General features: G+C 59.6%; 20 protein-coding genes. 5 read left to right on the top strand and 15 right to left on the bottom strand.

Features of this window, described 5'->3' with window-relative positions:
* The first annotated feature begins 109 nt into the window (after positions 1-109).
* Entirely contained in the window at positions 110-2,809 is a 2,700-nt protein-coding gene (locus J3351_RS01685; RefSeq protein WP_207696973.1) for a leucine-rich repeat domain-containing protein, read from the top strand.
* Between the two features lie 147 nt (positions 2,810-2,956).
* Here the strand turns inward: J3351_RS01685 and J3351_RS01680 are convergent, their stop codons facing one another.
* A complete protein-coding gene (locus tag J3351_RS01680; protein ID WP_156070073.1) occupies positions 2,957-3,640 on the bottom strand; it encodes a metallophosphoesterase in 684 nt (227 codons plus the stop codon).
* Between the two features lie 160 nt (positions 3,641-3,800).
* On the opposite strand from J3351_RS01680, the gene J3351_RS01675 reads away from it, so the two are divergent.
* Positions 3,801-5,141, top strand: coding sequence for a D-alanyl-D-alanine carboxypeptidase family protein (locus J3351_RS01675; protein WP_207696972.1), 1,341 nt, complete (start codon positions 3,801-3,803; stop codon positions 5,139-5,141).
* A 50-nt stretch (positions 5,142-5,191) separates the two neighbouring features.
* Here the strand turns inward: J3351_RS01675 and J3351_RS01670 are convergent, their stop codons facing one another.
* The 6 genes from J3351_RS01670 to J3351_RS01645 all read right to left on the bottom strand — a co-directional run bounded on the left by J3351_RS01670 (position 5,192) and on the right by J3351_RS01645 (position 12,064).
* The gene (locus J3351_RS01670; RefSeq protein ID WP_117476002.1) at positions 5,192-5,884 is read right to left on the bottom strand and encodes a peptidoglycan-binding protein; all 693 of its coding nucleotides are present in this window, start codon (positions 5,882-5,884) and stop codon (positions 5,192-5,194) included.
* A gap of 3 nt (positions 5,885-5,887) precedes the next feature.
* Positions 5,888-8,488, bottom strand: coding sequence for a peptidoglycan-binding protein (locus tag J3351_RS01665; protein WP_207696971.1), 2,601 nt, complete (start codon positions 8,486-8,488; stop codon positions 5,888-5,890).
* Positions 8,489-8,560: 72 nt separating this feature from the next.
* Entirely contained in the window at positions 8,561-8,755 is a 195-nt protein-coding gene (locus J3351_RS01660) for a DUF3873 family protein (RefSeq protein ID WP_005931230.1), read from the bottom strand.
* 198 nt (positions 8,756-8,953) lie between these two features.
* Entirely contained in the window at positions 8,954-9,895 is a 942-nt protein-coding gene (locus J3351_RS01655) for an AEC family transporter (RefSeq protein ID WP_207696970.1), read from the bottom strand.
* 88 nt (positions 9,896-9,983) lie between these two features.
* Positions 9,984-11,348: a sensor histidine kinase KdpD gene (locus J3351_RS01650; protein WP_207696969.1), complete on the bottom strand. Its 1,365-nt coding sequence runs from the start codon at positions 11,346-11,348 to the stop codon at positions 9,984-9,986.
* Positions 11,345-12,064 (bottom strand): response regulator transcription factor, encoded by a 720-nt coding sequence (locus J3351_RS01645; RefSeq protein WP_113621247.1) that lies wholly within the window; start codon positions 12,062-12,064, stop codon positions 11,345-11,347. The genes J3351_RS01650 and J3351_RS01645 overlap by 4 nt, the downstream gene beginning before the upstream one ends.
* A gap of 165 nt (positions 12,065-12,229) precedes the next feature.
* Between J3351_RS01645 and J3351_RS01640 the strand changes: the two genes are divergently transcribed.
* From J3351_RS01640 to J3351_RS01630, 3 genes are read left to right on the top strand one after another with little or no spacing between them, the layout of a single operon-like run.
* Entirely contained in the window at positions 12,230-13,156 is a 927-nt protein-coding gene (locus tag J3351_RS01640) for an ABC transporter ATP-binding protein (RefSeq protein WP_207696968.1), read from the top strand.
* 1 nt (position 13,157) lies between these two features.
* Positions 13,158-13,907, top strand: a complete 750-nt coding sequence (locus J3351_RS01635) for an ABC transporter permease (RefSeq protein ID WP_207696967.1) — start codon at positions 13,158-13,160, stop codon at positions 13,905-13,907.
* 4 nt (positions 13,908-13,911) lie between these two features.
* Positions 13,912-14,646 carry an ABC transporter permease gene (locus J3351_RS01630; RefSeq protein WP_207696966.1) on the top strand — a complete coding sequence of 245 codons (735 nt, stop codon included), beginning with the start codon at positions 13,912-13,914 and terminating at the stop codon, positions 14,644-14,646.
* A gap of 41 nt (positions 14,647-14,687) precedes the next feature.
* On the opposite strand, the gene J3351_RS01625 is transcribed toward J3351_RS01630, so the two are convergent.
* The 8 genes from J3351_RS01625 to J3351_RS01590 all read right to left on the bottom strand — a co-directional run bounded on the left by J3351_RS01625 (position 14,688) and on the right by J3351_RS01590 (position 22,652).
* The gene (locus J3351_RS01625) at positions 14,688-15,953 is read right to left on the bottom strand and encodes a cell envelope biogenesis protein TolA (RefSeq protein WP_097786513.1); all 1,266 of its coding nucleotides are present in this window, start codon (positions 15,951-15,953) and stop codon (positions 14,688-14,690) included.
* Positions 15,950-16,153: a hypothetical protein gene (locus J3351_RS01620; protein ID WP_005931258.1), complete on the bottom strand. Its 204-nt coding sequence runs from the start codon at positions 16,151-16,153 to the stop codon at positions 15,950-15,952. Before J3351_RS01620 ends, J3351_RS01625 begins: the two co-directional genes overlap by 4 nt.
* A 3-nt stretch (positions 16,154-16,156) precedes the next feature.
* Entirely contained in the window at positions 16,157-18,028 is a 1,872-nt protein-coding gene (locus J3351_RS01615) for a hypothetical protein (RefSeq protein ID WP_207696965.1), read from the bottom strand.
* A gap of 15 nt (positions 18,029-18,043) precedes the next feature.
* Positions 18,044-18,427, bottom strand: a complete 384-nt coding sequence (locus J3351_RS01610) for a hypothetical protein (RefSeq protein WP_005931264.1) — start codon at positions 18,425-18,427, stop codon at positions 18,044-18,046.
* A gap of 4 nt (positions 18,428-18,431) precedes the next feature.
* Positions 18,432-18,644: a hypothetical protein gene (locus J3351_RS01605; protein ID WP_005931267.1), complete on the bottom strand. Its 213-nt coding sequence runs from the start codon at positions 18,642-18,644 to the stop codon at positions 18,432-18,434.
* Between the two features lie 134 nt (positions 18,645-18,778).
* A complete protein-coding gene (locus J3351_RS01600) occupies positions 18,779-19,798 on the bottom strand; it encodes a N4-gp56 family major capsid protein (RefSeq protein ID WP_005931270.1) in 1,020 nt (339 codons plus the stop codon).
* Positions 19,799-19,875: 77 nt separating this feature from the next.
* Positions 19,876-20,829, bottom strand: coding sequence for a ribosomal-processing cysteine protease Prp (locus J3351_RS01595; RefSeq protein ID WP_097773541.1), 954 nt, complete (start codon positions 20,827-20,829; stop codon positions 19,876-19,878).
* A 98-nt stretch (positions 20,830-20,927) separates the two neighbouring features.
* A complete protein-coding gene (locus J3351_RS01590; protein ID WP_156065671.1) occupies positions 20,928-22,652 on the bottom strand; it encodes a hypothetical protein in 1,725 nt (574 codons plus the stop codon).
* Positions 22,653-22,723 lie beyond the last annotated feature (71 nt).

Raw genomic sequence — 22,723 nt, 5'->3', positions numbered from 1 at the left:
ACTTTATATTTTCATCTACTGTAAAATATTTTGTGTAAAGCGTCATATTCATTCGCATTATGACGCACATCGGACAAGTCTTTTACGAAATGCAAAGGAGGATTTTCTTATGAAAAAGCGTCTACTCAGCTTATTTCTGACATTCAGTATGCTGCTGACCTTTTTCCCTGTGGGCACTGTCACTGTTTTTGCAAGCGATTCCCCTATGGCATATACAGATGGTTCTTATCAGTTTATCCTCAATGCTGACAATACTGCAACAATAACCAAATATACGGGCAATGAACATAGGATCACGATCCCTGCTCAGGTAACACATGGTGCTTACATATATCCTGTATCAAAAATCGGAGACCGGGTATTCTGCAATTACAAGTACGTCCTGACAACTGTTCAGATCCCCGACACTGTAACAGAAATTGGCAGCAATGCTTTTTATAATTGCACCTCACTGAAAAGCGTTACCATTCAGGACGATAAACCATCCTGCGTGAAAAAGATTGGCCGCCAGGCCTTTATGTTTTGCAGTGAATTGACAGATATTCCCATTCTTGATTCTGTAACAGAGATCGGTTCAGACGCTTTTCATCAATGCGAAAAATTAGATACTGTCACCATTCCAGAGGGTGTAACATCCGTTGCAGACGGCATATTCAGTTATTGTTACAGCTTGCACACCGTTACTCTTCCAGACAGCGTAACCTCCATTGAAGAGCGGGCTTTTACCGGAACCGCATTGACTCAAATTCATATTCCTGCCAATGTGGCACAGATCGGAACCAATGCATTTTCCGAATGTTTCGCTCTCTCAACGATCACATCAGACAGCGAAAGCTATCCGGCAATAGACAATGTGTTGTACGAAAAATCAGCAAATGGCGATTACGCCTTAATTCGTTATCCTTCTCGAAGAGCGGATCCTGCTTTCAAAATACCCAATGGTGTGGCAAGAATTGAAACTCATGCTTTTGACTGTTGTTCGTATCTGGCCTCTGTAAAGATGCCAGACTCCGTGGTTTCTATTGGAACCGGTGCCTTTATGAATTGTCAAAAGCTACAAGACATTGAATTTTCATGCAGGATAACGAAACTTCCAGACTCAGTTTTTGAAAACTGTATAGGCTTAGAGAGCATCGATATTCCAGAGGGTATCACACAGATCATGGATTATACTTTTGCTGGCTGCGAGCAGCTCGAACGGATCGCGATTCCCAGCAGTGTAACCAAAATTTCCGAGTATGCATTTTCCAATTGCACAGCATTGAATAACATAGAGTATTCAGGCTCTCGTTCTCAATGGAACGCTATTTCCACGGATTCTGGCCTACAAAATGTCCCTGTAGCACCTGGTTCTATTGATGTTACAGTAACCAGCGACATCCGTACCGTTACTGCCAAGATCGATGGCAGCAGCGTTCCCATCAACGATGGCAAATTCATTGTCACGATTGGTAGAACAGTGGAATTGACCGTCAGCGATCCCCACTACAGAGATCGTTATACCTGGGCAGGGGGCAGCGGCACTGTGAGTGCAGACAATACCACCTATACTTTTGTTGCAGGTCAGGATGATACAGCCGTAACTCTGACCACTGTCGAACACACAAATTATGACACCGGTGATTTCACCATCAGCGGTCTAGCGGACTATTCCTATGGGGACAATATCGATATCAGGATCGAGCCCAAGGATACACGCATCACAGATTACATTGTAAGATATGTCAGGAACGCAGGCACCTCAAACGAAGAAGAATTCAATGAGCTTCCAAAAGATGCCGGAACATACACCCTGCGAATCATTCAGGGTGATACCGTCCGAATCGACATTCCGGAAAAGATTACGATCCACCCCGTTACCATCACCAATGATACTTTCCAGAACGAACTCACTGTCACCCTTCCAGCAGATGCTGTGGAAGAGGAGGGCAAGGATCATACAGCCACAGTGACTGTCCGGGCGGACAGCAGGCTGAATGCTCTTTTACAATCTGACGAGATCAAACTTGAGCTTGTCTATCTCAACGATATGGGAGAAGAAGTCGTTGCCCCCACAAAAGCAGGCAGGTATACCGTAAAGGTAAAGATCCATTCCAATAGTCCTAATCTGCTCTCTGCCATCGTGGACGGAGGCACGTTTGAAATTCGCCAAAAAGCTGCTCCCATTGTTCCCACTGCAGACCTCTATCTCCTGACCATTAAGAATGCTGACGTTTTTATTGAGCATGATGGCGAAGAGATCCATGCTGAGAGAAACGAGATTGGTGATCTGGTTGCAAAGGTGCCTGAAAACGCCAATGTAACTGTCACCTACATCAGCCAGAGCGATGCCATTGCGTTCGATCAATGGTTGGTCAGCGGTTTGGATGATTCGACCGATGTCAAACAAAATCCATTGCGCTTTCAAATGCCCGCAGGTGAAAAGGGTGTAACAATGGAAGCCATGACAAAAGATGCTTCCATCGAAGATGGTGGTTCTGGCATTCTGGGCACCGTTATGGTCATTGGTGCTGCCGCCGTGCTGACATGGCAGGGTTGCCGAATCGGTACGGAGCTTTATCTGAAGCGTATTCTCCCCGATGGCGCAGCGATCCCCGCCAATGCCACCGAACTTGCCGAACTGGTGTGGGATGATGCCGGCAAACCTGCTCCCGCTGCTGCGTTGGACAACGATGCCACCAGTGCACAGAAGGCTCTCACCTGGGCCTCTGAGAACCAGCTGCTTCCTTCCAATAAAACTGCAGATGCTTCTGTAAGTTACTGGGAAGTGATCCAGATCTGGCGCAAGGCGCAGGCACTCAAGAACTAACCCCTGGCAGGCAGAAAGCCCCCTGACGATTACACTGTCAAGGGGGCTTCCTGCTGTTTATTGGTGAACCCAATAGAGTGTTCACGATCTTCTTCGTCTTTTTATGATGTACACCACCGGCCTGAAAGTCATGGGCACCTTCTCTTTTTACCGCTTCGCGTGGCGTTCGCCCATGGGGATGACATCACAAAAGACGCACCGGCTCTTGGTGGAAAGGGCCACATCCTTGTGGTAGCAGCCAAAGAACCACTTTTCGTAGGTCAGCTTCAGCAGGATCTTATCAAGAAACAGGTGCAGGCGGTTGGATTCGCCCACAGCGAGGGAAGTAAAATCAAGGAATCTGCTTGGGGCATCGTGGGTCAGCACATAATCTACCTGCCAGCCGTTTGCTTCGAGATTGGCCTCACAGGCGGCGTATTCCTCATCGCTGGGCATCTCCTGCGGCCACCAGTTGTATCCAGCCTCCCGCTCTTCCTTGTCGGGGCTCTCGGTGCCGCCGAAGCAGAGGTATTTCTTTCCCTCCAGCTCCAGCACACTGCCACGGCAGACATGGTACACATTGCCGCCCAAAGCCTGGACCCTGCCGCCAAACCGCTCCTCGACGGGGTACTGGGCCAGCAGGTCGTAATTCTCGTGGGCACCATCAAGGAAAAGCAGGGTATAGGGGCGCTTGCGCAGCCAGTCGAGCTTTTTCTGTTCCTCCTTGCTGCCATCCCACACAAAGCCGAAATCGCCCAGCACCACCACAATGTCCCGTTTGCCCAGCCAGCGGAGCCTGCCGTGCTTGAAGCGGTCAAGCTCGCCGTGGGTGTCGCCTGTCAGATATACCATAGTCCCCTCCTGCCGCTTTGTGAAACCGTGGCAAAACCCTTGTCTCTGCGCGGCAAACCTGTTATTATTAAAGGAGCGAATCTTTGTTCGCCATTCTTTGTCATTTCCGGGCGCAGCGCCCGTATTTTATATATTATCGCTTTTTGAAGGAATTGTCCACATGAAACGTATTTTTGCACTGCTTTTGTCCCTTGCCGTCCTGTTCAGCTGCCTTGCCGTGACAGCCGGAGCCATGTTTGACCCCAGCACGGTCTACGATGTCAAGGCCCAGAGCGCCTATATCGTGAACACCGACACCAACATCATCGTCTATGAAAAAGACAGCGAGAAACAGGTGTCCGCCGGGGGCCTGACGAAGTATATGACCATTGCGCTGGTGCTGACCAACTATGCCGACCAGCTGGACAGCACGTTCACGATGCCCTTTGCCATCTCGGACTATGTCCACAGCACCGACAATGCCGACATGCGCTCGGGCGAGACCTTTACCTACCGGGAAGCCCTTTACGCCATGGTGACGCGCAACGCCAATGAGGCCGCCATGGGTCTGGCCTACGAGCTCTCGGGCGGCGACCTGGCGGGCTGGGTGAGCCAGATGAACACCCTCTCCCAGCGCATCGGCACCACCAACAGCACCTGGACTGATGCCTGCGGGCTGGACAGCGGCAACACCACCACCGCCGTGGATATGTACCTGATCCTGCGCTACCTGATGAGTTTTGATGCCTTCAAGGAGATCTCCGCCGCCCCCACCTTCACGATGCCGGCCAAGGAAAAGCACGCCAAGAGCTTTGTGCTGCTGAGCCAGAACGTGGCCCTGAACAAGACCAGCGGCGGCAGGTTCTACCGCAGCGCCATGCAGGGCGGCATGTGCGACGTGATGGCCTACAAGAACGACAGCGGCGATCAGAGCTATGTCTCGTGGGCCAACAAGGACGGGGCCACCTACATCTTCTGCATCATGCAAAGCCCCGACACCTGCGATGATTACGGCTATTCCAACCGCCGCCCGGCGCTGTGCGAGACCACCAAGCTCATCGACTGGGTGTTCGAGAGCTTTTCCATCCAGGCCGCGCTGGACACCGACCAGGCGCTGGCGGAGATCCCGGTCAAATACTCCTCCGATACCGACACCCTGCAGCTCTACCCCGCCGACAGCATGATGACCCTGCTGCCCTCCACGGGGGATGGCTCGGTGACGCAGAAATATTTCCACCTGCCCGATTACGCCACGGCCCCCATCCAGCAGGGCGACGTGGTGGGCACTGTGGAGCTCAAGCTGGCAGGCGAGACCATCGGCGTGGTGAACCTCATTGCCGGGCAGGATGTCCACCAGAACGCATTGCTTTTCACGGTCTCCAAGGTGCAAGCCTTCTTCCACAGCCTGTATCTCAAGGTGGTCATCGTCCTCTCCCTGCTCACTTTGGCGGTCTACGGCCTGTGGGTGTTCATCAACCTGTGGAACGGGCGCAGACCGAACCGAAAGATCCATAGAAGATAACAGAAACAACCCTCTCCGTCATTACTTCGCAATGACGGAGAGGGTTGTTTTTAGTCAATCGTCGTTTTTGTTCTGCCGATGCCGAGCACTGCTGTCGTGATCTTTTTCCAGCTGTTGCAGCCACACACGCCGTCCACCGTCAGGCTGGTGCGGCGCTGGTAGCCTCTCAGGGCTTCCTCGGTGCGGGTGCCGAACAGGCCGTCGATGCGGCTGCCGGTCTGGTACCCCAGTGTGGAAAGCGCGTCCTGCAGGATCATCACATAGCAGCCCCGGCTCCCACGCCGCAGGGTGGGGTAGCCCGCTGTGGTGCCGCTGCAGGCCGGGGTGCCGTAGCGGCGGTCAAAGTGCACCCAGGTGGGGGTCTGGCTCAGGGGCTCCACATAGCCCCATGCTCCGGTGGACCGGGCGGCCCTATAGATGGCTGTGCGCTGGCTCTGGGTCAGGCTCTGGCCCACATCAAAGGCCACGCCGGCGTAATGCTGGCTGCGGGTGCCGTGACCGCCCTCCCAGATGCGGCGGAAGGCATACCCCACCGGGATGCCCTTGCCGTACTTGCGGCGGGTCAGGTTCCAGGCCTCCATGGCGGCGATGGTCGTCCAGAGCACCGGGCTCCCCGATTTGCCCCGGAACTCCCGCAGTGTCAGGGTGCGCTCGGTGCTGTAAGGCATCGGGTCGTTTTCGTTCAGGCTGTTGTAGGTGTACACCTTGTTCTCATAGGCATCGTAGATCAGCAGCCGTGCCATCCGTCATCCCTCCTCGCATTCGCAGCTCTGGGCACGGAGCGCGGCCCAGGTCTCCTCGTTCACCGTGCCCGTCACCAGCAGGTCCGCCCGCTCCTGTGCAGCCCGGACCCCTTCTGTTTCCTTCGGGCCGAAGCGGAAGTTCTCGGTCACATAGTCCTCGCCGCAGTTCCGCATACAGCGTCCATTGAGCCACTGTTCGATCTGCCCCACATCCGGGCCAACGCTCCCCTCTTTCATGGCGCGGCCCGGGTAAGCATCGGCCTGCCCGGCATCCCGGTCAGGGTTGGGGGAAACGGCGGCCAGCTGCAGGCTCAGGGCCTCCACCGCCGTCCAGGTCTCCGCATCCGCGACTCCGGTCTCAGGCAGATCCAGCAGGGCCTGCGCACTGCGGGTAGAGGCTGCCGTCTCGTCGGTATACCGGTCAGACAGGGGCGGGCTTTCCACGCTGTCGAAATAGTAGGCAATGCGCTGCAAAAGGAGGTTGTAGTAGAGCACCGCGTCCCCTGTGGCCCCCACTGCCAGCGGCGTGCCCGGGTAAGGCAGGCGCTTCAGCGTGACCACCGGGCCGGACACCCGCAGGATGCTGGCTTTGCCGTAGAGAGAATTCCAGGTCGTGCGCCCTACTACACCGTCCACCGTCAGCTTCGCAAAGCGCTGGTAGGCCCGCACGGCGTTCTCGGTCGCCGCACCGAAGCTGCCGTCGATGGAAACCACGGGGATGCTGCTCTCGTAAGCGCTCATCAGGTAGAGGTAGAACTGCAGCTCCCGCACTGCCGTTCCGGTGCTGCCCTGGCGCAAAATGCCCGGATACTCGCCGGGGCGCAGGCTGGCTGTGAGCAGCCGGTTGGCGATATCGTTGTAGACCTCATACAGCTTGTTCCAGGTCGTGCGGCCCACCACGCCGTCACTGGTCAGGCCGAAGTAGCTCTGGAATCTCCGCACTGCCGCCGCCGTGCCTGCGCCGAATTTTCCATCTACGGTCAGGGTGTTCAGGCTGGGATACACCGTGCGGGCGATCTTGAGCCAGAACTGCACCAGCCGGACGTTCTGCCCGCTGCTGCCTTGCCGCAGGGCTGTGCCCGGGTAGGCGTTGGGCCTGCCGTTGTCGGACTGGATGCTGCGGAACTGATTGTAGAGTTCTGTCCAGGTGGCGCGGCCCACCACACCGTCCACAGACAGGCCGTATCTTCGCTGGAAAGCCCGGACAGCACTGGCGGTACCGCTGCCATACACGCCATCCACTGTCACGGAGGGGATGCTGCTCTCGTACTGGGCCAGAGTGTTCAGCCAGAACTGCAGCTGCTCCACAGCGCTGCCGGAAGAGCCGACGCGCAGGACGGTGCCGCCCCAGGTGCCGTCCGAGAGGGTGCCTGCGGCCGTTTCTCCCTCGCTGGTCAGCTCTGCAAGGTCTTTCACCGAAACATAGATATAGCTGATCTTATACCAGGTCTGCCGCCCCACCACGCCGTCAGCGGTCAGGTTGAACTGCTTCTGGAATCTCTTCACGGTCTCGGTCATCCTGCTGCCAAAGATCCCGTCCACGGTCAGCAGGCCAAGGAAGGGGTAATCCTTGGTGATGCGGTTCAGCTGCCGCTGCAGGGTGAACACCGCCGTGCCCCGGTCTCCCTGCCGGAGGGGGGAACCCGGATAGCTTCTGGGGATGGACTGGATGTTGCTGGTGCGGACGATCTCGATATCGCTGCCGTAATAGTACTTGAGGATGCTCAGGGCATTGCGGCCCTGATTTGCCAGCGTGACCGTACCCCACTGCTTGAGCCCCGGGCAGGTAACGGACTTTCCGTCACAGTATTCGGAGTAGTAGGGATTCACGGTGCCGGTCTTGCGGATGTAGGTGTTGAAGATGTCATCCGTCAGCTTTACCATCACATCGAACACGGTGCGGCCATGGACGTAATACTGATCGTAGCTGGTGGAGTTGGTGATATTGAAGGTGTAGCCCTTGCTGGGATACCACTCGGTGTAAATACGGTTGAGCGCCAGCGAGATCTGGCAGTGGATGTTCGCTTTCAACGCTTCAATGGGCCAAGTGGGGTAGACCTCGCTGGAAGCCACATTGGCGATATAATCCCGGAAGGACACCGTCACGTTCCGGGCCGAGGCAGCGGGCCTGCCCAGATGGACCGTAATATTTTTGGGCACGATGACACGGTCCAGCACCCGGCTGCCGGTGCATGGATTGGTGGGAGCCGGGCCGCTGCCGCCGTTCCCCGCAAACAGAGCGTGGGTGGGGATGATCACAGGCGGGTCGACAATGTCTTTTCCCTCCTCGGTGTCCGGGATCATCTCAGGCCGGGCCAGCGTGACCTGCCCGGCAAAGATCTGGATGCCCTGGATGCGGACGGTGCGGTAGCCCGGCTTGCGGGCCGTCAGGCTGCACACGGCATAGGGCAGGGTCGTGGTGTTGTTCTCGTCCAGCGAGAGGGCGCAGGCCGGGGCACAGATGGCCACATCCTCGGCATTGCCCTCGGCATCGGTGATGCGGTGAGCCGTGAAGTCGCTGCCGGTGATCACAACAGTCACTCCCTCCACCGGAGCCGACTGCCGGGGCCGATAGGTCTGGATACGCAGGATGCCATTCATCATATAAAAAAACTCCTTTGCCGATAAGCTGATTCTCTTACAGCTTATTCCGCAAAGGAGCAGAGGGTGCATTTTTCAGTTGATGTAGCAGCGGTCCTGACCCACCAGCCAGTCCTCGCACAGGCGCTCGGCTTCTTCCACGCTGCGGCTCACACAGCGGAACAGCGCCCCGTTCAGCGAACAATAGGAGTAGCGGACTTTGGGCACACCGTTCGCATCCTTAAACTGTTCACAGCGTTCCTGCCCGGGCATCAGATAAAATGGTTCCATTTTCCACGCGCTCTCCTTATTTTTGTCATGTTACGGCATTCTGCGGCACCGCCGCGCAACACCTTGCCTATTGTATCACCATCCGGCGGCAAAGGCTATTCGCCGATTGGACAAAAAGAACCGTGATTCTTCGGCCATGATTGCCATTGACAAGGTGTTTTTCGCATTCCGCTGCGGGCGCAGCGGTCAGCCCCACCCTTACACGACCATGCACCACAGCGGTGTGGTGATGAGGGAGAGCACCGTGGAGACCGCCACGCACTTGCTGGCAAAGGCGGAATCCCCGCCGTACTTTTCCGCCAGAACGGCGGTCACGCCGCCCATGGGCATGGCGGCCAATACCACGGAAACACCGGTCACAAGGCTCTCCGCGCCGCAGAGCCTGCAGCCCAGCAGCACCGCCGCCGGGATGAGCCCCAGCCGGATGAGGCAGTAGAGGAAGCAGTCCTTATCCCAGAGTTTGCCCATCCGGCTGCTGCCGATGATGGCACCGATCAGGATCATGGAAACACCCATGTTGCAATTGCTCAGGCTCTTGACAGTGCGGCCCAAAAAGCCGGGCAGCGGCAGCTGAGAGGCCATCAGCACCATGCCCACCACGACCGCCAGGATGCAGGGGTGGGTGAATGTTTTCCGCAGCACGGCCCTGCGCTCTGCCCGCATCTCCTCTTTGGAATCGGGCTTTTCGTCCTGCAGAAAGTAGCTCACGCCCACCGACCACATTGCCACACGCTGAGGGATGAGGTAGATGGAGCTGAGCAGCAGGCCGCTGCTGCCCCAGATGCCGTCCACCAGTGCGTTGCCCAGAAACGCACCGTTGGAGCAGACCGTGCCATACTGGTAAACGCTCCGCCTTGCAAAGGGCAGCCAGTTGTAGCCCAGGGCACACAGCACCACACAGCCGATCTGCAGCGCCAGCGAGATCACAAGGATCGATGCACTGCTCTTCAGCACATCCCAGCTGAACTCCACCAGAAACGACTGGATGATGTTCGCGGGCAGGATGACATTGATGAGCAGGTCGGTCAGGCACTTGCGTCCCTGCGCATTGATGATGCCCTTGCGGGCCAGAAAAAAGCCAATGAGGGTCAGCAGCGCAAGCTGGCCCTGCAATGTCAGCAGACTTGAAATTTCAGCCATGATTCCTCCTGTGTTTTGCACCAAAAAAGACTTCTTTGTCCAAAGTATAAGAAATCCGGCCGGGAAAAGCAAGGATTCCGATCAATTTTCAGCCCAGCGGCAGGTACACCACCGCTTTGGCACCGTGGGGAATGTTCTGTCCGAACACTGCCCTGCCGCCATGGGCGGCGGCGATCTGCTGCACTACATACAGGCCAAGAATATGGGGCGCATTTTCGGCAGGCTCCGCAGCGTTCAGCGCCGCCAGAACGGCAGCCGGATAGCCGATGCCGTCATCCGCTACGGTCAGGCAGAAGCGCTCCCCTGCCCGCCGGGTGTGCACGGTAATGTTCACCGGCTTTGGGTTATGCCGGACGCTGTTGTTCATCAGGTTTTCCAGCAGCCGTGCCAGCAGCGCCTCATCCACCGAAAGCACCGTCTGCTCTGCCGGTTCTTCCTGTTCCAGTGTGATCCCGCAGCGCTCTGCCAGCGGGCTTTCGCAGAACTGCGCCACCAGCTGCCGGAACAGCGGCCCTGCCCGGAGGTCTTTCCGGCGCAGGGGTTGGGCACCGTATTCCAGCTTACTGGTCAGGTTCAGGTCATCAATGAGGGTGCGCAGCTTTTCGCACTGGGTGCGGATGCCGGCCGCTTTCTGCCGGGAGCTGTCCGGCAAAAGTGCGTCCTGTTCCAGCTGCTCCGCCCAGCCTAAGATCAGCGCCAGCGGGGTGCGCACGTCATGGCTGACCCCTGCGATCCACTGGGTGCGGGCGTTGTCCCGCCGGGAAAGCATCTCATTTTTGGCTTGCAGCTGCGCCCCGGTCTGGTTCAGCTTTTCTGCCAGTTCCCCGGCAAAGCCGTCGGTAGGCAGCTGGACGGTCTGCCCCTGCGCCAGTGCATCCAGACCGTTTGCCACGGTCTCCAGCCGCTTTGCCCCCCGCCAGCTCAGCCAGAAGCAGAGCGCCAGACCCAGCAGCAGCATTCCCAGCGCTGCTGCCGGGAGCACCCGCACCATGCTCAGGGCAAAGTCCGGTGAGCTGTAAATGCTGTACTTCCACAGGCTCCCCTTTGGCAGCCCGATGACGAACAGTCCGTAGGGTTCTGTCCAGCAGAACACCGGGTAATCCGCCAGATACCAGCGGGAAAATTTGGCGATATCGCCGGGAGTGTAGGCATGGTTCAGATCCTGCGGCAGGCCGTAGCTCCAGCGGATGTTTCCCACATCGTCCAGCACCATCGCCCACGCGTAGCCGTTCATCCACACCTGCGGGGTGCGTTCTGCCCCAAAGGCAAGCCCTTCGGCGGTCTCCACCATGGAATCCGCGATCTCGCTGGAGGAATACTCCCGCTGCGGCAGGCGGCAGCTCTCCTGCCAGCCCAGCCAGCCCAGCACCGCAACACCGGAAAACAACAGCAGCAGAACGATGCCCACCGCCGCCAGCACATACCGCCGGATCAGGCGCACAAAGGTTTTCATGCTTCTTCCCCCTTTGTCAGCTTATAGCCAATGCCCCGCACCGTCCGCAGAAACTGCGGCGCACCGGGTTCGGCTTCCAGCTTCTCCCGCAGATGCCGGATATGTACCCCCAGACTGTTCTCGTAGCCATAGTAATCTGCGCCCCAGACCGCCGCACAAAGGGCATCGTAGGTAACGATGTGTCCCCGGTTCTCTGCCAATTTCCGCAGCAGCGCCAGCTCGGTGGCAGTCAGCGCCAGTGTTTTGCCCTCTGGCAGGGTAACAATGGCATCATTCAGGTCTACGCACCGCTCCCCCAGCTGCAAAGGTGCCGGTTTTGTACGGGACAACTCTGCCCGGTACGCCCGCTGCAAAATATGCTGCACCCGCAGCAGCAGTTCCTGCATCAGAAAAGGCTTGGTCAGGTAGTCATCTGCGCCAAGACCCAGCCCGAACAGACGGTCGGCATCCGCGTCCCGTGCGGAGAGGAACAGTGCCGGGACATCCGCTTTTGCCCGCAGCGCCCGGAACAGCGAAAATCCATCCCCATCCGGCAGGTTGATATCCAAGATCATCAGCTCCGGCTGCTCTGCCGCAAAACAGGCGCGGGCAGCGGCGCAGCTTTGGGCAGTTCTGATATGGCCATATCCTGCGCCCCGCAGCTGCTCACACAGCAGTGCCAGCAGTTCGGCGTTGTCATCCACAATAAGAAGCTTTGCATCATAAATGGTATCCATAAGGGCAGTTCTCCTTTCCCGCCTTTACTATACCACACTTTTTGCGCCGCAGCGGAAAACACCTGCAAATTTAAGGGTAAATTAAGCTGCGCTTCCGGTCAGTTTAAGGCAGCGGATGTATTCTGGCATCGTTCCGAAATCCATGAATGCGAAAGGAGACCATTTATGAAACCTGTGATTGAGACCCATGCCCTTTGCAAAAGCTACCATGGCCGCCCGGTGGTGGATCATTTGGACCTGACTGTCCCGGAGGGCTGTGTTTACGGATTTTTAGGCCCCAACGGTGCGGGCAAATCCACCACCATGAAGATGCTGCTGGGGCTTGTACACCCCACCGGCGGCAGTGTGGAACTGCTGGGGCACACCCTGAACGAAGCAAACCGCATTGCCCTGCTGCGGCAGACCGGCAGTCTGATTGAATCCCCCTCCGGTTACCTGCACCTGACTGCCCGGGAAAACCTTTCCATCGTGGCTGACCTGAAAGACGTGGACCGGAAGGACATCAGCCGGGTGCTGGAGATCGTGCACCTGACCAAGGACGCTGACCGGAAGGTGGGTCAGTATTCTCTTGGCATGAAGCAGCGGCTGGGCATTGCCATGGCGCTGCTGGGCAGCCCCAAACTGCTGATTTTAGATGAACCCACCAACGGTCTGGACCCGGCAGGCATTCAGGAGATGCGCAGTCTGATTGCTTCCATGCCCCAGACCACCGGAGCCACCGTGCTGATCTCCAGCCACCTGCTGGGCGAGATCGAGCAGATGGTGGATCAGGTGGGCATCCTGAACCACGGCAGACTGCTGTTCGAGGGTTCTCTGCAGCAACTGCAAAAGCACAGCCGGGGCGGCATTCTGCTGCGGGTGCTGGACGCACCCAAAGCCGCAGCCGTTCTGCAGCAGCAGGGGGTAAAAGCCGCTGCACCGGCAGACCAGCCGGCCACCCTGCAGCTGCCCCCGCTGCCGGACGAAGCGCTGGCGGCACTGGTCTGTACCCTTGCCGAAAGCGGCGTGGGTGTGGTTGGCCTGACGGCCCAGACGAAGAGCCTTGAGGATATCTTCCTCAGCCTGACCCAGACCAGCGGGGAGGTGGCGTAAGATGGCAGCTTTCCGTGCAGAACTGCAAAAAGCCCACCGTCGGCACGACCTTGCTCTCTGCCTGCTCATCCCCGGCATTGTCGTGCTGTGGGTGGGCGGCCTTGCCCCGGCAGACCCGGAGGAGCTTGCCAACGGTTACAGCGCCCTGCTTTACAGCCTGCCCGTCATTGAAGCCATTCTGATGCCGGTGATGATGGCAGTGCTGGCCTCCCGGCTGTGGGATATGGAGATCAAAGGCAACACCACAAAGCTGCTCTACACCCTGCAGAGCCGCAGCAGCCTGTTTGCAGGCAAAGCTGTCTTTGGGGTGCTGGAAGTGCTGTTGGTCACGGTGCTGGAGCTGGCCTGTGTTCCGGTGCTGGGGCGTGTCCATGGTTATACCGAAGCCTTTCCCACTGGGCAGCTGGTCTACCTGTTCGTCTGCACGCTGGCGGTGGACACAATGCTCTTCTTTGGAGAATTTCTGCTGATGCTGTGGATGGGCAATCCCCTGCCGACGCTCTGCGTGGGCATTGTAGGGGCGCTGGTGGGGCTGTTCTCTGCTTTTATGCCGCCGCTTGCCAGTTATTTTGTACCCTTTGGGTACTACATCCCTCTGAGCGCCTACGAAGTGGCGAACTGGGACAAGGCCACCCACACCGTCACCTACGGCACCCGCCCCTTCAACTGGGTGCTGCTGGCCTTCACCCTTGCGCTGGGCGCTGTGCTGTTTGCCCTTGCGTGGCGCAAGGTACAGGACGAGGAGGTATAAAACCATGCTGAAACGCTGTATTCTTGCGGAGAACCGCAAACTCCACGCATCCCCCATCTGGGCAATGTTCTTTGTGCTGCCCATTCTTTCGGCCACCTACGGCACCTTCAATTATTTACAAAATCTTGAGATCCTCACCGACGGCTGGTATAGCCTGTGGACCCAGCACACCCTGTTTTATTCCATGCTCTTCTTCCCTGCCATGGTAGCCACCTATGCTGCCTACTTGTGGCGGCTGGAACATCTGGGGCACAACTGGAACCTGATCATGGCAAGCCCCGTACCGCCGCTGGACCTGTTTGCAGCAAAGTTTGCGGTGGTGACAAAGCTGGCGCTTCTGACCCACGGCTTTGTGTTTGCGCTGTTCGTGTTCTGCGGCAAGGTATTTGCCCATCTGCCCGGGCTGCCGCCGGTCACCTTACCTCTGTTTTTACTGCGGGGACTGTTGGGTGCGTTGGCTGTCATTGCCGCACAGCTGGTGCTGGCCATGGTCATCCGCAGCTTTGCTGTGCCCATTTTTCTGGGGCTGCTGGGCGGCATTACCGGCATCTTTATCAGCTCCAAGGGGCATGGGCTGTTGTGGCCCTATTCCCTGATGCAGCTGGGTATGAACTCCAACAGAAGTGCGGATGCTCTGGCTGGCAGCTACGGGCTGTTTGCCTTCAGCTGCATCTTCTGGCTGGGGACAATGTTCCTTCTGGCATGGCTCCTGCTGAAAAAACGGGATGTCCGGGCATAGCACAAAGGGGAGAGCACCTTCACGGTTGCCCTCCCCTTTTTTCAGCTGTTCAGCTGCCGCATGATTTCCCTGACCTCGCTGCTGGAGTATCCCTCCTTGAGCAGCTGGGTGCGGATGGCCGTATCACTGCGGCCCTGACTGCGCATCCTCGCCGCGCTGTACGGCACGGTGCCGCCGCTGGAAACGCCGCTTTTGCCCACCTTCAGGCCGGTGTCACCCGTCAGGCTGCCGCGCTTCGCCGCTGCATCGGCGCTGGCTTTTTCGGCAGTCCGGCTGGCCTTTTCCTGCTTGGCTGCCCACTGGCTCTTGCTCAGGTCCAGCCGCTCTGCCGCAAGGGCATTGCTGACCTGCTGCTGGCGGAGTTTGTCCTGATATTCCTGCTGTGCCTGCTCGTTTTTGTACTGCTGCTGTGCCAGCTCATCCTGCCGCAGCTGCTCCTGCATTTTCTGCTTCCATGCCGTGTCGGCCCGTTCGGCTTCATAGGCGCGGTTGCCTGCATAGATGTTGTACCCGGTGTTCAGCAGGCTGCCTGCCATGCTGCCCAGACCCGTGGTGCCGGTAATGGCCAGCTGGGCCGCATCGCCCAGAAGGCCCAGCACGGTCATCACATTGTTGAATCCCTGCTGGCGGCGGGCCGCCTCCTGCTGTTCCTGTGCCGCGTAGTAACCGTACAGGCTGTCCAACTGGCCCAGATAATCCTGATAGCGCCCGTAATCCTGGGTGTAAGCCGTGTTGTAGGCATTGCCCTTTTGTTCCAGCTGGGTGTAGTAATCCGCCAGCTCCCGCTCATACTTCTGCTGGGCATTCTGCTCCTGCCCGTTCAGCTGGTCGATCTGCTCCACCAAGGCATCGCCGCCGCTCTGGTAGGTATCCAGCGCCAGCCGGTACAGCGTGGGGATGGCCTCGCTCAACGCGCCGATCTGCTGCTGGTATGCCTGCCGGGCCGCACTGGCCGCGTAGCTGGAACCATAGCCACCGGTCAGGGCAGCGGCCTGCGCCGCCGCGTCGGCACTGGCGTTCTGGGCATTCTGGGTGTACAGCTGGGCGTACTGGCGGTACAGTGGGTCGGCACCATAGCTGTAACTGAATTCCTTCCGGTCCAGCAGATCCTCCATCAGGCCGTCAATGCGGCCCTGATAGGCGCTCTCGTAATCGCCGGGGCGGTTGGCCTGCCACTGCTTCAGGTCGCTGGCCGCGTCCGTCACCTCCTGCGAGGGCCGGTACTCTGCCGAAGCCAGCGCGTTTTCCACATCCTGCCGGTTTTTCAGTCCGCCTGTGGTGTACTCCTGCTTCTTTTTCTCGCTCATGTCTCCTCCTTTCCCAAACTGCCGGAAAGCCTGCCCCGCAGCTCCTCCGAGAAATTCTCGGTGTCCAGATTGCAGAGCACATACTGCAATTGCTCCTGCATCTGGTACAGATAATTCCGCAGGGCCCGGGCATCCTCCGGGTCCATATTCTCACTCAGCCTGGGCAGGCCGATCTTGCCCAGGCCCGCAATGCTTGCCATGGTTCATCCCTCCAGTTCCATCCAGTTTCCCTTTGCCCCGCTGAAGGTCTTGGCCAGGCTCCGCAGGGTGATCTGCCCATAGCCCCACAGCCGCAGCCGGAGCGAGGCGCACCGCCGGGGCACAAGGTGCAGATCACAATTGCGGCGCGGGCCCTCCACTGTCAGGGCAGCGGCGGTCTCCCAGGGGCCGCCGTCATAGCTCACTTCCACAGTCACCCGGCTCCTGCAGGCGGCATCCAGCCGCAGCGTCAGCCGGGAAAGGTACCGCTCCTCGGGGCTGTCCAACCCCAGATCTCCGGTGGTCAGGGCAAACTCCACGCCCTGTTCCGTTCCCTCGCTTCTCTGCCCTGCCGCTTCCCGGCTGGGATCAGCGGCCCAGAGCGCCCGGCCATCCCAGAGATAGAGCTGCCCGCCGGTGCTGGCCATCTCAAAGGAGCAGACATTCTCCTCGTGCCAGAGGCCCCGCTCGGTATCATAGACCAGCAGACGCACCTCGTTTTCCCGGCTGACATGCAGATAATACCGGCCATCCAGCGCACCGCCCACAGCCTGCTTCACATTGGCAAGCCGCCCGGCATCCAGCGCCGCCGACACCTTGGCCGGGATGCTGCCGTCCCACGCCATTACGCCGTCGGAGGAGAGATAGTACAGCGTCTCGTTCAGCACGCAGAGACTGCGGGCCGCGTTTCTGGCCACGCCCCGGCAGCGCAGGGAGCTGAGCTGGAAATCCGAGGGCTTGGAGCCGTAGAGCTTGTGCAGGGTGTTTTCCTTGAAGAACAGCGCATAGCCCATGCAGGTGGCCGCCCCGGTAAAGGGGCCGTCGCTGCCCACGGTCACGGCATAGCTGTCTGCCGCGATGCCCCGGTAGGAGAACCAGTTGGTGGGGTCGCCCAGCTTGCAGGCGTAGATGACATTCTCGCTGCTGGAACAGCCCCACACCCGGTTGTCGCATTCGGTCAGGTACTCAAGATCGGGCACCCGGCGCTCCACCTTCACACCCTCCGCCGGGAAATACTCTTCCCGCTGTGTGCCGTCCATGCTCACCCAGACAGCACTGCCGCCATTGTGGACAAGCCTGCCGTAAAAGTGTTCGCCGCCCGGGTCAGCCCGCAGGCGCAGGGTGGTCTCGGTCACACCGTACACGATGCGGTCGCCGTCCAGCCCGGCCCACTGGCCTGCCTGTTCAGCCCCCGTACCGGTCAGGGTCACAGTATCCCACACCCGGAACTCCGCCCCGATGCCCTCAGCGGTCACAAGGCAGTAGTCCAGCGGGATCACCGTCCAGTTGCCCGAAGCCTCGCTGTACACCTCCAGCGTATTCTCTGCGGAATAGGGCTTGTCCGGCTCGTTCAGCTTCAGAAACAGCTGGCCGTCCTGCGGGTGTTCCGGCTCCTTCGTGCCCTTGTCCTTCACCTCGTAGGTATTCCCCGAAGCATCACAGGGTGCAAAGCTCACGCTCAGGCTTCCCGCCTCCCAGGCAGCACCCAGCGGAGCCGCACTGCCGTCGGCCGTATCGAACGCCACCTTGTCCGGGAAGATCAGGATCTTTGTTCCGATGCCCACCATCGTCTTGCGGCTGTCTGCCACGGCATTTTTCACGGTGACGGGCTGGGCCGGGGCCTCGTCCGGGGTATAAACCAGGTCCCGCCCGCAGACGGTCAGCAGACCGTTCAGGTGATACATCCCGTTCAGCCCGGCCAGCTCCTGCAGCCTGCGGCGGGGCAGCCGAGTGCTCAGGGCCGGGAAATCCCGGGCCGAAAAATTCATTCCCCCGCTGTACTCAGCCTCGGTGCAGCCGTAGGTCTCGTTCAGGCCGCCAAAGGCCCGCAGCAGATCCCGGGTATTCTTCACACCGGTCCGATTTGTCAGAAGCATCCACTTTCCTCCCTTTCACCACCGCCACTGCGCACCGCGCTTCGGCTTTGCCCGCCGCCGCAGCCAGGCGCTCAGCTCGGCCAGAATGCTGTTATACCGGGCCTGCTCCCCGGCGTAACGTTCCGTCTCGCCCAGGGCAGCATCCAGCTTTGCGCAGAGGTAATGCGGGTAGAGCGCATCAAAAGGCACGGGTACCAGCAGCTCTACGGCATCGTCCAGACCGCCCTCCGCAGGCCAGGCAAGGTCTGCCCCCACTCCGGCCCGCAGCCCGCAGCCGGAGAACAGCAGGGCCCGCAGCATCCCGTCCTCCTCACAGAGCCAGCGCTGCCGGGTGCGGCTGTCCACCTTGCAGCCCGGCCGCAGTTCCTCGGCCCGTTCCAGAGCCTCTCCCACCGTCATGCGCTCACCCCTCGATCCTCTCGGCGGCGGCAATGCGGGCGGCGGTGCGCTCATCCTGCACCTGGCTGTGTTCCAGCACCTCTGCCACCTCGGGCGGCACTTCCACCTCCACGCCACGGCGGATCTTATAGCTCACGCCGTTCACACTCACAAACAGGTCGCCTTTGTACCGGCTGTTGTCCTTGAACAGCCGGATCCTTACGTTTTTCTTGTCCATTTTTCATCCTTTCTGCCCTCTGTCGCAGGGGCACTGCCTTTTACGCCTCGCCTAGTTTCGTTCATCCAGCAGGGCTTGCCCGGTTTGCCAAGGGCTCCCCTACTGGGGGAGCTGACACGAAGCGCCTGAGAGGTTCAGTTGGCACTCGCATTCTCCGAATAACTGGATACGCTCTCAATGCGCACCATGTACTGCTCCACCAGACGCTCGGCGGCGCGCATCCCCTTCCAGCCCACGGAAGCGCGCTGGTTCAGTGGGTCGTCGCCATAGCCCAGCTGCTTGACGATGTGTTCCAGGCCGCCGCCCTCCAGCTCGGTCACACCGTAGGCATGGGCACCCAGCACCAGCGTGCCGAACACGGCCAGACCGCTGGGGCAGGTGGTGTCCTTCCAGATCTTGGCCTCGCTGGTCTCCACAAAGCGGATATTGCCCAGCTTGCCGATCTCGCCGCGGTACATGGTCTCAGGGTCGGCATACTTGTGCGCCTCAATGAATTCCCTGCAGGTCTTCAGGTCATAGGCGGCATAGGGGTGGATGATGGCAATGTAGCTGTCGCCGATGGGGTCCGCGTTCATGGCACCCAGCTGCGCCGCCGCCCGGAAGAACAGCTTCGGGGTCAGGGTGCAGGTCTTGTCCAGCTCCTTGCGGCTCTTCACCTCCGTTTCGGTGCCGTCTGCATTCTGCTTGGGAGCATACAGCACATTGGTGCCGCCCGCCAGCACATCACGGGTGATGCTGTCCATGGTGCGGCCCGCCTGGCTTGCCAGCACACGGGTGGCCTGCACCACATTGTTGTCGATGGCGGTCATCTGCAGCACGTCAGTCAGCGGGGTCCAGCCGCCATACTGGTGCAGGTCGCTGGTGATGGTGGTCACGTTCAGAGCCTGACCGTCCGGGGTCACGCCCTCGGTCAGCGGAGTGGAAGCCTTGGGCAGGCTGTCGTACTTGCGGAACTCGATGGTCTTGCCGCCGTTCTGGGGCACAGGATAGTAATCCGCAAACTGGTCATGCACCAGCCGGGGCTCTGCCTGGTCGATGAGGCGCTTCTCGTAGAAGGTCTTCATCTCCGGGGTCATGGTGGTGGTGGAGTTCAGGGGAGTTTCGGCAAACAGCTGAATGTTGAAGTTGTTCATAGTCATTATCCTTTCTTTCATTGATTTCAAGCTCCCCCTTCGGGGGAGCTCCGCAAGACGCTGGCAAAGCCAGACCGAAGCGGTGAGAGGGTTTTCCCTCAAAAACTGATCTTTGCGCCATGGAGCGCCTGACGTTCCAGCGCTTCCCGCTGGCTGCGGGTCATCCGGTTCACATCCGCACCGGTCACGGCAGCGCTGCCGGGGTGGGTGCCGTTTTCAGCAGGGCGTGCCCCGCGCTGGCGGATGCGCTCCACCACGCCCTGCTCCACGGTGCGGGCAGTCTGGCGCATGGCATCCCCGTAGTGGGCCAGCCGGTAGGCATCCAGCATCCGCATCCCGGGCAGCTGCATCAGGCGGCGCATCTCGGGGTCTGCCAGCTCCTTTTGCAGGGAAAACTCCGGCACCGCCCGGCGCATCATGGCCTCCTCGGCAGCCCAGCGCCGGTGCAGGGCATCCACAGCCTGGCTTCCCGGGAAACGTTTTGGCAGCGCGGGGCGGGGCGGTTCCTGTTCCTGCCCTTCTTCCGCCTTGACCGGTTCGGTCTCTTTCACCTCCTTCTCCCCCTCCGGGGCGGTCGTCTCCTGCTTTGCGTCCGCTTTCTCACCGGGCTTCAGGGTACCCGATGCCACAGCCTGCTGCTCCTGGGCCGCGCTCAGGGCAGGAGCAGCCGCTTCGCCGCCGTCAGCAAACAGCTGCAGGTCCATCATCTCCTGCTTGCCCCGGGCACTCCGGTCGGCAAAGCGTACATTGTCCGGGTAGCGCTCGGCCAGCAGGGCAAAGCCCGCCTTGGCCAGCTCAAAGGCTCCCTCGACCCATGCGGTACAGGGCCGGGCAGCAGTCACCGTCAGGCGGGGGCCATCTGGCTCGTCAAAAGCATCGCTGTGGGCGTTTTCCTCGCCCGCCAGCAGGCTGACCAGTGCCTGCATCAGGGTGCTGACACCGGCGCACACGATATCCTGCCCTGCCGGGGCATAGCCTGCATGGCCCGCCGCCTCCAGACGCATGGCCGGGCCGTAAGGGCCGTCCAATTCCGTATAATTCACCTTGATCATTTCTGCCTCCTTCTCATGTAAAACCTCTCCGTCACCTGCGGTGACACCTCCCCTCATAGGGGAGGCAAGCCAGTAGCAGCGTGAACCTGGCTCTCCTGTCAGGAGAGCTGGCGCAAAGCGCCGGAGAGGTTCTTCGCCAATGCTCTTGTGCTCAGATTTTCCTCCGCGCCGCTCAATTTCTCGTTGAACCGCGCGATCTGCATCTGGGCCGCCGTCAGCTTCTGTGCCAGCGTGCCGTTCTGCCGCACCCTCTGGCGCACTTTTTCGATGCCCTCAAAGTCCATCATCTCCAGTGCCGCCAGGGCCGCGTCGGCATTCTGGGGTGCAAAGAAACCCAGCTGGTAGCACTCCTTCGCCGTTTCATTCTGGGAAAGGCGGCTGAAGGTGGATTTCTTCTCGGCGCTCACCACGATATCAAACACCGGTTCCCGGCTTCCCAGCTCCACGCCGCCCATCAACCCCATGGGGCGGGCACGCAGCGCTGCCCCGGAAAAGGGCACGAACTCCCTGCCTCCGGCAGGCCCGATGACACGGAACACCCGCTCCTCATCGTAAAACTGCCGCATCAGGTCAATGATGAGGTAGCACTCCCTTGCAAAGGCCCGGTAGGCGCTCTTGAGCATATCGCGGGAGAGTTTGCTGCCCGCCTCCTGCAGGGCCGCAATGGCACTTGCCGCCGTCACGCCGCCTGCGGTGCCGCCCTGGGTCATATCCCGGTTTCCGCTGATCTCCTTCAGCTCCTCAATGCGGCTGTTGCGGTAGCTCAGGCTGTTCCCCTGCAAACCGGCGGTCTGCAACGGGCGGAAACTCTCGTCTCCCAGCCGTCCGGCCACATGGACGATGTCCCGGCTGAGATCCGCCAGTTCCTCCTCGTTCACGCCCGCCGTGTCGCTGAGCACATACCGCTGCTTGGATGCCAGCAGGACATTTTCATCCATAGCATGGTTCATCCTGTCGATGGCGGTCTGGCATTCCTTCATCACATCGATATAGCCAAAGCCCGCCGGGCTGTCCTCCTCCATAAACAGCGGGTCGAACACGAAGGGATATTTCCCGTGGTCGTAGAAGCCCCGCCCGGCAAGGGCCGGGTCGTTCTCGCTGGCGTAGAGCACCACGCCGTTGCAGAACTTGCAGTAGTGGAGCAGGGTGTGTCCGGCCTCGTCCGGCTTTTTGTAGTACCAGTCCACCACCACGCTTTTTTCGGTGGTGTCCAGCCCGCCGTCGTGGAGAAAACGGGGCACATCCAGCACACTGGCGCTGTGGCCCTTCAGCTGGGGCCAGCGGTTTTCCAGCTGTTTGGTGTTTTCCATGCTCAGGGAGAAAAAGTGGGGCGAGGCCTGGATATCCGCCACGCCCGGCTCCCAGTAGAGCATGAGCAGGTTCATGGGCCGGATGGCGATCTCTCCCACGCCGCCCCGGGCCTCCGGGTCCCAGAACACGCCCTTGACCCCGGTGCCCTGCTTGAGCTTGCGCCACCAGGTGTCGCTGTACACCTGCTCATAGTCTGCCTGCTCCAGCACCACCGGCAGGATGCTGGAAAGCACCTGTGCGGTCTGCGCATCGTCTGCTGCCCGGGGCAGAACGTTGGGGGCCGGGTAATTGTCCATGGCATCGGCGTGCTTGTTGGCAATGCTGTTGAACAGCCACCCACTGGCAGGCTGGGGCTTGCCCTCCATCATGGGGTTCTGGTAGTTCTTCCAGTGTCCCATCCGGAACCACAGCTCGTTGTCCACAATGCGTTTGTCCAGCGCGGCTTTTCCGGCCTTGTATTTCTGTAAAATGGCAGTGGCTTCGGCCACCTGCTCTATACCGATCACGTCCATAATATTTTCCAAGTTTACCTCCTTGCTGCCTCTCAGGCAGGTTTCGTCTTTGTCCAACCTCTCCGTCATTG

It is taken from the genome of Faecalibacterium sp. Marseille-Q0746 (assembly GCF_017377595.1).
GTDB lineage: Bacteria > Bacillota > Clostridia > Oscillospirales > Ruminococcaceae > Faecalibacterium > Faecalibacterium duncaniae.
This window is presented reverse-complemented; position numbering and strand designations above follow the sequence as displayed.

What these genes read in the sequence shown, in the direction of transcription:
- J3351_RS01610 (WP_005931264.1), bottom strand. Translation starts at nt 18,427, where the DNA reads ATGACGGTGGGAGAGGCTCTGGAACGGGCCGAGGAACTGCGGCCGGGC.
- J3351_RS01615 (WP_207696965.1), bottom strand. Translation starts at nt 18,028, where the DNA reads ATGCTTCTGACAAATCGGACCGGTGTGAAGAATACCCGGGATCTGCTG.
- J3351_RS01650 (WP_207696969.1), bottom strand. Translation starts at nt 11,348, where the DNA reads ATGAAAACCTTTGTGCGCCTGATCCGGCGGTATGTGCTGGCGGCGGTG.
- J3351_RS01620 (WP_005931258.1), bottom strand. Translation starts at nt 16,153, where the DNA reads ATGGCAAGCATTGCGGGCCTGGGCAAGATCGGCCTGCCCAGGCTGAGT.
- J3351_RS01590 (WP_156065671.1), bottom strand. Translation starts at nt 22,652, where the DNA reads ATGGACGTGATCGGTATAGAGCAGGTGGCCGAAGCCACTGCCATTTTA.
- J3351_RS01660 (WP_005931230.1), bottom strand. Translation starts at nt 8,755, where the DNA reads ATGGAACCATTTTATCTGATGCCCGGGCAGGAACGCTGTGAACAGTTT.
- J3351_RS01630 (WP_207696966.1), top strand. Translation starts at nt 13,912, where the DNA reads ATGCTGAAACGCTGTATTCTTGCGGAGAACCGCAAACTCCACGCATCC.
- J3351_RS01680 (WP_156070073.1), bottom strand. Translation starts at nt 3,640, where the DNA reads ATGGTATATCTGACAGGCGACACCCACGGCGAGCTTGACCGCTTCAAG.
- J3351_RS01600 (WP_005931270.1), bottom strand. Translation starts at nt 19,798, where the DNA reads ATGAAAGAAAGGATAATGACTATGAACAACTTCAACATTCAGCTGTTT.
- J3351_RS01685 (WP_207696973.1), top strand. Translation starts at nt 110, where the DNA reads ATGAAAAAGCGTCTACTCAGCTTATTTCTGACATTCAGTATGCTGCTG.
- J3351_RS01655 (WP_207696970.1), bottom strand. Translation starts at nt 9,895, where the DNA reads ATGGCTGAAATTTCAAGTCTGCTGACATTGCAGGGCCAGCTTGCGCTG.
- J3351_RS01645 (WP_113621247.1), bottom strand. Translation starts at nt 12,064, where the DNA reads ATGGATACCATTTATGATGCAAAGCTTCTTATTGTGGATGACAACGCC.
- J3351_RS01595 (WP_097773541.1), bottom strand. Translation starts at nt 20,829, where the DNA reads ATGATCAAGGTGAATTATACGGAATTGGACGGCCCTTACGGCCCGGCC.
- J3351_RS01665 (WP_207696971.1), bottom strand. Translation starts at nt 8,488, where the DNA reads ATGATGAATGGCATCCTGCGTATCCAGACCTATCGGCCCCGGCAGTCG.
- J3351_RS01640 (WP_207696968.1), top strand. Translation starts at nt 12,230, where the DNA reads ATGAAACCTGTGATTGAGACCCATGCCCTTTGCAAAAGCTACCATGGC.
- J3351_RS01605 (WP_005931267.1), bottom strand. Translation starts at nt 18,644, where the DNA reads ATGGACAAGAAAAACGTAAGGATCCGGCTGTTCAAGGACAACAGCCGG.
- J3351_RS01675 (WP_207696972.1), top strand. Translation starts at nt 3,801, where the DNA reads ATGAAACGTATTTTTGCACTGCTTTTGTCCCTTGCCGTCCTGTTCAGC.
- J3351_RS01635 (WP_207696967.1), top strand. Translation starts at nt 13,158, where the DNA reads ATGGCAGCTTTCCGTGCAGAACTGCAAAAAGCCCACCGTCGGCACGAC.
- J3351_RS01670 (WP_117476002.1), bottom strand. Translation starts at nt 5,884, where the DNA reads ATGGCACGGCTGCTGATCTACGATGCCTATGAGAACAAGGTGTACACC.
- J3351_RS01625 (WP_097786513.1), bottom strand. Translation starts at nt 15,953, where the DNA reads ATGAGCGAGAAAAAGAAGCAGGAGTACACCACAGGCGGACTGAAAAAC.